17 protein-coding genes are annotated in these 9,604 nt (G+C 68.0%); all 17 read right to left on the minus strand.

Going from position 1 to position 9,604, the window contains the following annotated elements:
- Positions 1-94: 94 nt before the first annotated feature.
- Positions 95-802, minus strand: coding sequence for a universal stress protein (locus EXE50_RS12120; RefSeq protein WP_053770532.1), 708 nt, complete (start codon positions 800-802; stop codon positions 95-97).
- A gap of 110 nt (positions 803-912) precedes the next feature.
- Positions 913-2,394, minus strand: a complete 1,482-nt coding sequence (gene secY / locus EXE50_RS12125; RefSeq protein ID WP_053770531.1) for a preprotein translocase subunit SecY — start codon at positions 2,392-2,394, stop codon at positions 913-915.
- Position 2,395: 1 nt separating this feature from the next.
- A complete protein-coding gene (locus EXE50_RS12130) occupies positions 2,396-2,893 on the minus strand; it encodes an uL15m family ribosomal protein (protein WP_121600043.1) in 498 nt (165 codons plus the stop codon).
- The gene (locus EXE50_RS12135; RefSeq protein ID WP_137705195.1) at positions 2,890-3,354 is read right to left on the minus strand and encodes a 50S ribosomal protein L30; all 465 of its coding nucleotides are present in this window, start codon (positions 3,352-3,354) and stop codon (positions 2,890-2,892) included. Before EXE50_RS12135 ends, EXE50_RS12130 begins: the two co-directional genes overlap by 4 nt.
- The gene (locus tag EXE50_RS12140) at positions 3,354-4,001 is read right to left on the minus strand and encodes a 30S ribosomal protein S5 (protein ID WP_006114456.1); all 648 of its coding nucleotides are present in this window, start codon (positions 3,999-4,001) and stop codon (positions 3,354-3,356) included. Before EXE50_RS12140 ends, EXE50_RS12135 begins: the two co-directional genes overlap by 1 nt.
- Positions 3,994-4,551, minus strand: a complete 558-nt coding sequence (locus tag EXE50_RS12145) for a 50S ribosomal protein L18 (protein ID WP_053770528.1) — start codon at positions 4,549-4,551, stop codon at positions 3,994-3,996. Before EXE50_RS12145 ends, EXE50_RS12140 begins: the two co-directional genes overlap by 8 nt.
- Complete coding sequence (locus EXE50_RS12150) at positions 4,551-5,012, minus strand: 50S ribosomal protein L19e (RefSeq protein WP_053770527.1); 462 nt, start codon at positions 5,010-5,012, stop codon at positions 4,551-4,553. Before EXE50_RS12150 ends, EXE50_RS12145 begins: the two co-directional genes overlap by 1 nt.
- On the minus strand, positions 5,005-5,715 hold the full coding sequence (locus EXE50_RS12155) for a 50S ribosomal protein L32e (RefSeq protein WP_053770526.1): 711 nt from the start codon (positions 5,713-5,715) through the stop codon (positions 5,005-5,007). The genes EXE50_RS12150 and EXE50_RS12155 overlap by 8 nt, the downstream gene beginning before the upstream one ends.
- A gap of 3 nt (positions 5,716-5,718) precedes the next feature.
- Positions 5,719-6,252 carry a 50S ribosomal protein L6 gene (locus EXE50_RS12160; protein WP_053770525.1) on the minus strand — a complete coding sequence of 178 codons (534 nt, stop codon included), beginning with the start codon at positions 6,250-6,252 and terminating at the stop codon, positions 5,719-5,721.
- Positions 6,253-6,254: 2 nt separating this feature from the next.
- Entirely contained in the window at positions 6,255-6,647 is a 393-nt protein-coding gene (locus EXE50_RS12165) for a 30S ribosomal protein S8 (RefSeq protein ID WP_004597419.1), read from the minus strand.
- A 2-nt stretch (positions 6,648-6,649) separates the two neighbouring features.
- Positions 6,650-6,823, minus strand: coding sequence for a 30S ribosomal protein S14 (locus EXE50_RS12170; RefSeq protein WP_004597423.1), 174 nt, complete (start codon positions 6,821-6,823; stop codon positions 6,650-6,652).
- On the minus strand, positions 6,820-7,344 hold the full coding sequence (locus tag EXE50_RS12175) for a 50S ribosomal protein L5 (RefSeq protein WP_121600040.1): 525 nt from the start codon (positions 7,342-7,344) through the stop codon (positions 6,820-6,822). Before EXE50_RS12175 ends, EXE50_RS12170 begins: the two co-directional genes overlap by 4 nt.
- Positions 7,337-8,056: a 30S ribosomal protein S4e gene (locus tag EXE50_RS12180; RefSeq protein WP_053770523.1), complete on the minus strand. Its 720-nt coding sequence runs from the start codon at positions 8,054-8,056 to the stop codon at positions 7,337-7,339. The genes EXE50_RS12175 and EXE50_RS12180 overlap by 8 nt, the downstream gene beginning before the upstream one ends.
- Positions 8,053-8,409, minus strand: coding sequence for a 50S ribosomal protein L24 (gene rplX, locus EXE50_RS12185; RefSeq protein ID WP_053770522.1), 357 nt, complete (start codon positions 8,407-8,409; stop codon positions 8,053-8,055). Before rplX ends, EXE50_RS12180 begins: the two co-directional genes overlap by 4 nt.
- Before the next feature lie 2 nt (positions 8,410-8,411).
- Complete coding sequence (locus EXE50_RS12190; protein WP_004597429.1) at positions 8,412-8,810, minus strand: 50S ribosomal protein L14; 399 nt, start codon at positions 8,808-8,810, stop codon at positions 8,412-8,414.
- Positions 8,810-9,154, minus strand: a complete 345-nt coding sequence (locus tag EXE50_RS12195) for a 30S ribosomal protein S17 (protein ID WP_053770521.1) — start codon at positions 9,152-9,154, stop codon at positions 8,810-8,812. The genes EXE50_RS12190 and EXE50_RS12195 overlap by 1 nt, the downstream gene beginning before the upstream one ends.
- Positions 9,145-9,603: a ribonuclease P protein component 1 gene (locus tag EXE50_RS12200; protein WP_053770520.1), complete on the minus strand. Its 459-nt coding sequence runs from the start codon at positions 9,601-9,603 to the stop codon at positions 9,145-9,147. Before EXE50_RS12200 ends, EXE50_RS12195 begins: the two co-directional genes overlap by 10 nt.
- Between the last annotated feature and the right edge of the window lies 1 nt (position 9,604).

The raw sequence follows: 9,604 nt of genomic DNA on the forward strand, positions 1-9,604 counted from the left end.
CGGTGACGTCCGACTTCCGTGTCGGTGGTGTAGCGCGACCCGGTTCCCCGTCGGCCGCGTATCAGAGCGACTGACGCGACGGCGTCGGCGGGCGTCAGTAGTCGCGGTCGACGACGATCACCGGGTCGTCGGTCTCGTTCGCGATGCGGTCGGCGAGCGTCCCGAAGACGTGATCGCCGAGGGTGGACTCGGGTTCGTACATCACGACCGCGTCGTAGTCGGCCGCCACGCGGAGGATCTCCTCGTCGTGCTCGTCCCCCTCGACGACCAGCGTGTCGAGCGCCGCGGCGTCGAACCCGTCTTCGATCAGGCGGTCGCGCGTCTCGGAGACGATCTCCTCGCCGCGCTCGCGGGGCTGCTCGCCCTCGACGACGTGGAACAGCGTGATCCGCTGGGTCGAGTCCTCGCTCAACACGCGGATGAACCGCGGGAGCCGTTCGAACTCCGCCACGTCCGGGAGCGGCACGAGGATACGCCGCACGCCGTCGGTCGGCGCGGGGTCGAGTTCGGCGGCGCACCCCTCGTCGGTCGCGACCTGCTGGATCGCGGCGGCCCGGTCCTTCCCGAACACCAGCCGCGTCCGGACTGACGCCCCCGCGTTGGCGAAGGCGTCGGCGACCTCGTCGAGCGTCGCCCGCGCCGCCTCGCCGAACTGCTCGCGGGCGGAGCTGGCCGGCGTCTGCTCCGGGAGGGCGTAGTGCCCGAGCACCACGACGTCAAGCGACGAGAGGTCCTCGATCAGCAGCGGCGACAGCGGCTCGGGGTCCGGGAGTTCGAGCGGCACGAGGATCGTGTCTGCCATGCGGCACGATTGGTCGGCGGGGACAATAAACGCGGAGATCCCGGGTCGAACGGACGAACCGGCGGCTGGGAGGGGCGGTACTCGACGCGAAAAGGATGTGTCGCGGAGCGCTACTCGTTTCCGAACATCTGGCGCATCATCGGGTGCATCTCCATCAGCTGCTCTTCCGCGATCTCCTCGTACAGCTTGTACGTGATAGAGACCGCCAGCAGCAGCCCGGTTCCGGAGACCTGACCGATGGTGCCGAGCAGGTTCGCCATCACGGCGAGCAGCCCGACGAGGGCGCCGCCGATGACCGTCACCTGCGGGATGTACCGCTCCATGACCTTCTCGACGACCTGCGGGTTCCGACGGAACCCGGGGATCTGCATCCCGGAGTTCTGGATCTGCTTCGCGGTCGCCTCCGGCCCCATACCGGTGGTCTCGACCCAGAAGATCGCGAAGATGGCGCCGCCGACGATCATGAACGTCAGGTCGACGGCGAGCCGGACCGCGATCATCCACGGCTCCACGGAGGCCGGGATCTCGCCGAGGAACCACATCCACTGTCCGCGGCTCTGGATGGGGTTCAGGTAGTAGAACAGCCCGGAGATGGGCTGTCCGGCGTCGCTGTACTCGCCGAGGAACGCCGGCATCCCCGCCCACTGCGAGGAGAGGATCTGGCCGAGGAACTGGATGTTCGCCTGCAGCGCGCGAACGAGGATCATCGGCAGGACGGACGCGTAGATGAGCTTCACCGGGAAGCGTCCGCGAGCGCCCTTCACGCGGGCGTGCGACAGCGGGATCTCGACGCGGACGGACTCCGCGTACACGACGATCCCGAAGATGAACACCGTGGTGAAGAGTGCCAGAATGTTCCCGGGGTCGAAGAGGAGGTTCTGGAGCCCCTCGGCGGTGAACGGCGACATCGACACCGGCACGTTGCCGAAGATGACGCCGTACCAGCTCGCGAAGAAGCCGGACGCGCCGAGCGCCGAGAAGCTGAAGAAGCCGCCGACGATCTGCTGGCTCACCGACGCGATGATGAACAGCCCGACGCCGGAGCCGACGCCCCACTTGCTCACGATCTCGTCCATGAACAGGATGAGGATGCCGCCGACGAAGATCTGCGCGAAGATCAGCAGCTGCACGCCGAACGTGCCGATGCCGAGCGCGCTCGCGACCGCGTCGTCGGCCGGGAGGAAGCTCCCGGTGAACACCATCGGCGCCGCCGTCAGCGCCGAGACGATGATCACGAGCAGCTTCTGGAGGCCCTGATAGAGGACCTGGTCACGCGGGTCGTTCTCCGTGTCGAGCCCGAGGAGGTTCGCACCGCCCAGCAGCTGGAGGACGATGGACGCCGTGACGATCGGTCCGATACCGACCTGCAACAGCGACCCGGACGATCCGGCCAGCACCGACCGGAACTGCCCGAAGAAGTCCGACCCCTGCCCGACCGCCAACCCGAACGGGTTGATGTTGGTCAGGAAGAAGTAGACGATCAGGATTCCGGCCGTCCACGTGAGCTTCCGCTTGAACGGGACGTGCCCCGCGGGCCGCTCCACGACGGGCATCCGCGAGAGCACCGGTTCGGCGGCCTCCTTCCAGCTCATGTTACGCCTCGTCGTTCTCGTCGTCGGAAGTGTTTTCCGGTTCGTCAGCGGGCTCTTCGGCGCGCTCCGAGAGCGTCGCCTCGCCGCCGGCCTCCTCGATGAGCTCGACCGCACCGGCCGTGAACGCGTCGGCCGTGACGCGGAGCTCGCGCCGGACCTGCCCGCCGCCGAGCACCTTCACGACGTCCGCCTCGTGGCCGTCCTCGACGACGTCGCGCGCGTCGAAGACGTACGCGTCGCCGTCCTCCTCGGCGAGGCCGTCCGCGGCGTACAGCGCCGCGTCCTCGTCGAGCTTCTGGACCTTCACTTCGAGGACCTCCGTCTGGGCGTCCTCGGGCCGCTTGAACCCGTGCTTGCCGAGCGGGCCGTAGTTGTGGTACTCGTGTTTCGCGCGACCGGCCGCGCCGCGGCCGCCGCGGTGACCGGCGCCGCGCCGATTCTTGTGCGTGCCGCCGCCGTGCGTGCGAGAGCCGCGCTGTCGTCGTTTCTTGCTCGTCATCGCATCGCCTCCAGGAGACTGTCGATCTCCTCGGTGGTGTGTTTCCCGAGCTCGCCGCCCTCGATCACGGGGTGTTTGATGCCCTCGTGACCGCCGCGGGGCGCGTGGAGCCGGAGCGTCGGCGAGAGGCCCTGCTCGCGCAGGGTCGTCTCCTCGTCGACGAGCGCTTCGGCCAGCGCCTCGAGGTCGGCGTAGTCGGTGTTCGATCCGATCCACTCGTCGTCGACGTCGGCCGAGCCCTCGAGGGGCTCGCCGCGCCGCGCGACGGTCCGCGCGACGGCCTCGGCGCTCGGTTCCCCGAACGCGACGACGTCGTTGACCTTCGTGATCATGCCGCGGTACGAGTCCGTCTCGGGGACGAACGTCGCGTGGTTGACGCGCCCGACGTTCAGCATGCCGAGCGTGTCCTCGACGTCGTAGTCCAGGTTGACGTCGCCGCGGAGCTGAACGATCGCCTGCATCACTCGCTCACCTCGTCGTAGTGGACCTCGCGCGCGTGCTGCGGAGTGCGGGACTGCGCCGCGTTCTCCAAGGCGTTGAACGTCGCCTTCGCGAGGTTCACCGTCGTGCGCGTGTTGCCGTCGGAGTTCGTCCAGGCGTCCTCGACGCCGGCGAGCTCTAAGATGTTGCGGACCGTCTCCGCGGCCGCGAGGCCTAGCCCCTGCGGGGCGGGCTTGATCTCGACGGTGACGGAGCCGGCCTTCCCCTTCGCCGTGCGGGTCAGGGAGTTGGTGCCGCCGGGCTGGTCCTCCCAGGACCCGGAGCCGCGGTCGACCGAGATGATGTTCAGCTTCGCGACGTCGATCGCCTTCTGGATCGCGCCGCCGACCTGGTCGTCGCGGGCCTGCGCGTAGCCGAGGTAGCCGTCGCGGTTGCCCACGGCGACGACGCAGCGGAACTTCACGCGGCGGCCGGAGTCGGTCATGCGCTGGACCATGTTGATGTCCAGCACCTCGTCTTCGAGCCCCGGGAGGAGCTGGTCGACGATCTCCGCCTCCTTCAGCGGGAGGCCGGACTCGAGCGCCTGTTCCATCGACGTGATGTCGCCGTCCTGTACCTTGCGGCCGAGTCGCGTCCGCGGTTCCCAGCCGTCGTTGTGTCTACTCATGGTCCTCCTGGATTGTCGCGAGCACGTCGTCGAAGTGCTCGGGTAGCTCGCTGGCGTCGAACTCGCCGCTGTACAGCGGCTCGTCGAGCTGCTCTGCGTAGTCGGCGATGTGTTCGCCGCGCGTGCGCGACCAGTCGGCCAGCACGTCGTCGTTGTGCGGGATATCGAGGCCCGCGTCGATCGCTCCTTCCTGTACCGCGAACGTCTTGTTGCCGGGCGTCGCCGTGTTGAGCCCGATGTCGAGGACGGCCTCGTCGAGGCCGGCGTCGACGGCGCGGGCGCCCGCGAGGAAGCCGGTGAGGTACGCGCTGGGGAGGTTGCCCGTGGGGGCGTCCCAGCCGTACTCGCCGAGCTCCTCGCTGGAGGCGGCCGCGTGGGTCTCGTCGCCGTCGGGTCCGGGGGTCACCAGCTGCGCCCTGACGTGAGCGTTGCTCACCCGGGCGACCAGGCGAGGCTTGCCCGATTTCAGCAGGCGCAACCTCTGATGGTAATCCGTCCGCACCTCGCGGCGGCGCCGCATCGGCACCTTGTATCGTGGTCCTGTCGCCATTAGTCCGTCACCTCGTAACCGTACTGCGTCTCGATGAACGCCTCGAGACGGGCGACGTCCTCGAAGTCTCCCCCGCTTGCCTTGTTGTAGAGCGTGCGGTACTCGGAGGCGTCGAGCACGTCTTCCTCGTCGCGAAGCTCCTTCAGGCGGGCCCGCTGTGCGCGGATGCGCGCCTTCCAGTCGTCTTTCGTGTTCTGCCGCGCGCCGGAGCGCCCCTTGCGGGAGCCGGCGCCGGACTGGTGTCCGTACGAGCGCTTGTCGGCGCGCTCGCGGGCGCGACCGCGCGAGTTCGTCTTCGCGTCCTTCGCGCGGATCGTTCCCTGGTCGATGAGCTCGCGGACGTCCTCGCGGGTGATCGCGTCCGCGATCTCCTCCTGTGCGTCGGGGTCGAGCCAGACGCGGCCCTTGCCGACGTCGAGCTCGTCCGCTGCGAGCCGTTTCTGCGCCTTCAGATCACTCATCGTTGACCTCCACTTCGACGTAGGTCGGGTTCAGCACGCGGATGCCGCGCTCCTCCGCCTCGTCCTCGATCAGTTCGCGCTTGCGACCGCCGACCTTCGAGGCGATCCGCACCGCCTGCGTGTCGCCGTCGACGCCCTCGAGGTCGTCCGTGTTGTGAACGCGGACCTCCTCGAAGCCGCTCGGGTGCAGGTCGCGCGACGCCTTGGGCGAGCGGAAGCCGGCCTCGACGACCGGCCCCTTCGACTTCATGCGGCGGCGCTGCTTGGAGAGCCCGCCGCGCGGCTTGCGCCACGACGTCGGGATCCGCTTTTTCTTGTGGTAGTCCTGCCGGTTGAACTGCGGTTTCCCCTCGCGGTGCTTCTGCGCGAGCGCGCGAGCGGTCTCGTCGTCCAGTTCCGGCGTCTTGTCGGCGTGGCCGCGGGGGCGAAGCTCCGTCTCGACCGCCTCGGACTCCTCGGCCTCGTCGGCCGCCTCCTCCTCGTCGGTCTCGTCTTCGATCTCCGCGTCCGCCTCCTCGTCGACCTCCAGTCCGCCGACGTCGGCCTTGATACGCGCGGCGAGCGCGTTGCCGACGCCGTCGACCTCGGAGAGCTCCGACTGGGAGGCGGCCTTCACGTCCTCGACCGTCTCGTAGCCGGCCTCGCGAAGCGCGTCCGCCTTCGAGGGACCGACGCCGCTGATGTCTTCCAGTTCGTCTGCCATTGGTTAGGCACCTCCGGTGGGCTTCTCGACGATGTACACGCCGTCCTGGAAGACGCGCGTGTCCTTGTCGGTCACCTTCGTCAGCTGTTCGATGTCGGCGGCGGTCTGCCCGACGGCCTCCTTGTCGGAGCCCGTCAGCGTGACCGTCTCGCCGTCGACCTGTACGTCCGTGTCTCCGCGGATCGGGGTGCGCCGCGCGGCGCTCTCTCCGAGGAAGTTCTCGATGACGACCTCGTCGCCCTCCACGTTCACCTGCATCGGGAAGTGGGCGTAGTACACTTCCATCGCGTACTCCCAGCCCTCGGTGACGCCGTGGATCATGTTGGCGACGTGGCTCTCGAAGGTGCCGACCGTGGCGTTGGTCTTGGCGTCCTCGTTCTCGGTCGCGATGACCACCGCGCCGTCCTCGACAGACACGTCGACGTCGGGGTACCAGAGGCGTCGCGTGACGCTTCCGTTGGGCCCCTCGACGGTGAGTTCGAGGTGGTCGGTCTCGGCGGAGACGTCGTCCGGAATCTCGATTTCGACTCTGTTCATTGTTAGTAGACGTATGCGATCACTTGGCCGCCGATGCCCGCTTCGCGGGCCTCGTAGTGGCTCATGACGCCGTGGCTCGTCGTGACGATGAGCGTCCCGTAGTCACGGGCGGGGAGGTATCGCTTCTCCCACTTCTCGAACTCGTCAGCGCCCGCCGAGTAGCGGGGCTTGACGGCGCCACACTCGTTGATCGCGCCTTTCAGTTCGACCTCGAACTTCCCGGCCTTCCCGTCGTCGACGTACTCGAAGCCGTCGACGTACCCGCGGTCGTAGAGGACCTCGAGGACGGAGCCGATGATGTTCGAAGCGGGCTCTACCGTGTACGACAGGTGGCCAACGCTCTCGGCGTTGTCCATGCCGGCGAGCGCGTTGGTGAATGGATCGTTTCCCGTCATGATCAGCTGTACTTCTCGAATCCCATGTCTCGGGCGACCTCGCGGAAGCACTGGCGGCAGAGGTTGATGTCGTACTTGCCGACGAGTCCCTGCTCGCGGTCGCACCGCCGGCACGTGTGCCGGGAGTCGGTGCGCTTCGCGGCGTGCTCGCCCGTGTCGTTGTTCGCTTCGCTCATTCGCTTACCTCGACGTCGAAGTTCGTTTCGAGGAACGCGGCCGCGTCCTCGGCTGTCATCCGGTGGCGGGCGGGGATGGTCCCCGTCGCCTTGTCGCGTTTCGAGACGCGGTAGCCGGGACGGACGATCGTTGTCGTCACGTCGAGGCCGTAGATCCCGGTGTTGGGATCGTACTCCTGGCTCGGGAAGTCGGTGTGGTCCTCGACCCCGAAGCTGAGGTTACCCGTGTCGTCGAACTGGCTCCGGCCGACGTCGACCAGGTCCAGCGCGGTCTCGAGGAACGCGTGCGCGTCCTCGCCCCGCAGCGTCACCTTCACGCCGATCGGGTCGCCCTTGCGGATCCCGAACTCGGCGATGGTGCGCTTCGAGGTGGTCCGGACCGACTGCTGGCCCGTGATCTCCTCGATGATCTGCTCGGCGTCGGCGAGGGGCTCTCCGCCCTGTCCGACGCCCATGTGGACGACGACCTTCTCGAGGTACGGCTCGCGCATCTCGTGGTCGGCGCTCTCGGCTTCACTCATCCGAATCACCCGCCTCGTCGTCGTCCGTGAAGTTCTCGTCGATCACGACGACGTACTCCTCGATCGTCTCGTAGCCGCCGCCGTCGCTGGCGACGGTGACGGTGTTGTCGCCGGAGCCGAGCGTCACGTCGATGTCGTCGATCTCGCCGATCTGACCGGCGTGCTGGCCGGCGACGGCGGTGACGAGGGCGCCCTCCTCGTACTCGAAGTGGGCGACGATCTCCTTCGTCTCGTTGTCGACGACGATCGAGTCGTTCGTCTCGTAGTCCGCGTCGTCGTCCACGCGGACGTTCGTCCCGTCGTGGAGCGTCAGCTGGACGACCCCGCCGGGGACGACGGTCTTGTTCGTGATCTTCCCGAGCCGGCTGCCCGCGGCCTCCTCGTCGACGGGGGTCAGCGCGAGCCGACCGCCCTCGTCGGGGAAGACGCGGAAGTACTCCCCGCGCTCGGGGAACGCCAGGATGTCGAACATCCCGATCGGACGCTGCTCGTCCGAGATGGCGTCCCCGTTGACGAGGATCGAGTCGTTGTTCAGCGCGTAGCGCGCCTCCTTCGTCGAGTCGACGTAGCCGAGCACGTCCCGCAGCAGGACGACGAGGGGAACGCCCGCCTCGCCGTGCGGGCCCGCGCCCGCCTTCACCGTGAACGTGTTCGTCTTGCGCTCGACCGGCCAGGAGTTCGGTACTGACAGTCGCTTCTGGTGTCGCGTCATTCGTTGTCCTCCTGGAGCCGCGCCTCGCGGCGCTCGTCTTCGAGGTCCAGTTCGGTCACCCGGACGTTGCTCGCCGGGATGGGGCGGGGAACCTCCTCCCCGTCCGCCTTCTCGACGGTGACGTCCTCGACCGTGATCCGCTCGGCGGACAGGTCGACGGAGACGACCTCCGCCTCCGTGCCGGCCGCGTCGCCGCGAAGCACCTCGACGGTGTCGCCGGCGTTGACGCGGACGTTCCGCTGTCCGTACTCGTCGCGGAGATCCTCGGTGAGGGTGGCCCGGACCTGGTTCTGCCGCTCGTGGAGCGGCGCGGTCTCCGACCGTTTTCGTTGTTTGCGTGGCTGGTTCGTCATAGTTAGACGATCATCGTCGCGGTCGAGGCGATGCTCCCGAATCGTTCGGCGACCTCGCGGGCGACGGGGCCTTTGATCTCCGTGCCCCGCGGCTCCTCGAGGTCGTCGATGATGACGGCCGCGTTGTCCTCGAACTTCACGCGCGTGCCGTCCGGACGGCGGATCGGCTTGCGCTGGCGGACGACGACCGCCTCCAGCACCTGCCGCCGCATCTCCGGCGTCCCTTTGGTGACCGAGACGGTCACCTTGTCGCCGATCCCCGCCTTCGGGTGGCGGTTCTTCGTGCCGGAGTAGCCCGACACGGAGATCACCTTCAGCTCACGGGCGCCGGTGTTGTCGGCGCACGTAATCAGCGAGCCCTTCGAGAGCCCCTGCGTGACGTCGGCCTTGAGCGCCTCCATCACTGATCACCCGACAGGATCTCGACGACGACGTGGGACTTCGTCTTCGAGAGCGGTCGCGTCTCCGCGATTTTCACTTCGTCACCGACTTCGAGCGAGTCGAGCACGCCCGGCACGTGGGCCGGGATGCGCGAGCGACGCTTCATGTACCGGTCGTATTTCGGTACGAACACGTCGTACTCTCGCTCGACGATGACGGTCTTTTCCATATCCGTCGACACGACCGTTCCCTCGCGGGTCTGGCCGCGGACGGAGAGCTGCCCGTAGAACGGGCACTTCTCGTAGTCGTAATCCTCCGGGTTGTCTGGCTCCGGAGGCGTGGGTACGTCGATTCCTATCGCCATTGTGTGGCACCTCGTTCGGTGCGTTCGGCGGGCCGATGTCGCAACCGATCGCCATCCACCGTCGCGTAGACCGCGTCTTTGCACTCGCCTCGTCGGCTCGCCGGGCCCGCGCCGTCACCGTCGACGGCGCTTTCGGACCCGGACGGGCCAGACTGACGGGGGCGGACCCCCGTAGTATCCGACCCGAGTTGGGACGCGGACCCCGGCGACCCTCCGTCGCCGGCGGCTTCATCTGTGCGAGCGGTCGGCGTCTCGACGACGCCGAACTCGAACGTCGCGCCCGACTTGGGCACGCGCTTGTCCCCCGACCCCGTCCGGACCACGAGGGTGCCGAACGTCTCGTCGAGCACGCGACCCGCGATGCCCACGTGGGCGTCGCTGTCGGCGTCGACCACCCGAACCGGGAGGCCGACGAGCTCGTGTCGAACGAGCGTGTCGGGGGAGATCATC

Origin of the sequence: Halorubrum sp. ARQ200 (genome assembly GCF_005435115.1) — an archaeon.
In the GTDB taxonomy this organism is placed as follows: domain Archaea; phylum Halobacteriota; class Halobacteria; order Halobacteriales; family Haloferacaceae; genus Halorubrum; species Halorubrum tropicale.

What these genes read in the sequence shown, in the direction of transcription:
- EXE50_RS12120 (WP_053770532.1), bottom strand. Translation starts at nt 802, where the DNA reads ATGGCAGACACGATCCTCGTGCCGCTCGAACTCCCGGACCCCGAGCCG.
- secY (WP_053770531.1), bottom strand. Translation starts at nt 2,394, where the DNA reads ATGAGCTGGAAGGAGGCCGCCGAACCGGTGCTCTCGCGGATGCCCGTC.
- EXE50_RS12130 (WP_121600043.1), bottom strand. Translation starts at nt 2,893, where the DNA reads ATGACGAGCAAGAAACGACGACAGCGCGGCTCTCGCACGCACGGCGGC.
- EXE50_RS12135 (WP_137705195.1), bottom strand. Translation starts at nt 3,354, where the DNA reads ATGCAGGCGATCGTTCAGCTCCGCGGCGACGTCAACCTGGACTACGAC.
- EXE50_RS12140 (WP_006114456.1), bottom strand. Translation starts at nt 4,001, where the DNA reads ATGAGTAGACACAACGACGGCTGGGAACCGCGGACGCGACTCGGCCGC.
- EXE50_RS12145 (WP_053770528.1), bottom strand. Translation starts at nt 4,551, where the DNA reads ATGGCGACAGGACCACGATACAAGGTGCCGATGCGGCGCCGCCGCGAG.
- EXE50_RS12150 (WP_053770527.1), bottom strand. Translation starts at nt 5,012, where the DNA reads ATGAGTGATCTGAAGGCGCAGAAACGGCTCGCAGCGGACGAGCTCGAC.
- EXE50_RS12155 (WP_053770526.1), bottom strand. Translation starts at nt 5,715, where the DNA reads ATGGCAGACGAACTGGAAGACATCAGCGGCGTCGGTCCCTCGAAGGCG.
- EXE50_RS12160 (WP_053770525.1), bottom strand. Translation starts at nt 6,252, where the DNA reads ATGAACAGAGTCGAAATCGAGATTCCGGACGACGTCTCCGCCGAGACC.
- EXE50_RS12165 (WP_004597419.1), bottom strand. Translation starts at nt 6,647, where the DNA reads ATGACGGGAAACGATCCATTCACCAACGCGCTCGCCGGCATGGACAAC.
- EXE50_RS12170 (WP_004597423.1), bottom strand. Translation starts at nt 6,823, where the DNA reads ATGAGCGAAGCGAACAACGACACGGGCGAGCACGCCGCGAAGCGCACC.
- EXE50_RS12175 (WP_121600040.1), bottom strand. Translation starts at nt 7,344, where the DNA reads ATGAGTGAAGCCGAGAGCGCCGACCACGAGATGCGCGAGCCGTACCTC.
- EXE50_RS12180 (WP_053770523.1), bottom strand. Translation starts at nt 8,056, where the DNA reads ATGACGCGACACCAGAAGCGACTGTCAGTACCGAACTCCTGGCCGGTC.
- rplX (WP_053770522.1), bottom strand. Translation starts at nt 8,409, where the DNA reads ATGACGAACCAGCCACGCAAACAACGAAAACGGTCGGAGACCGCGCCG.
- EXE50_RS12190 (WP_004597429.1), bottom strand. Translation starts at nt 8,810, where the DNA reads ATGGAGGCGCTCAAGGCCGACGTCACGCAGGGGCTCTCGAAGGGCTCG.
- EXE50_RS12195 (WP_053770521.1), bottom strand. Translation starts at nt 9,154, where the DNA reads ATGGCGATAGGAATCGACGTACCCACGCCTCCGGAGCCAGACAACCCG.
- EXE50_RS12200 (WP_053770520.1), bottom strand. Translation starts at nt 9,603, where the DNA reads ATGATCTCCCCCGACACGCTCGTTCGACACGAGCTCGTCGGCCTCCCG.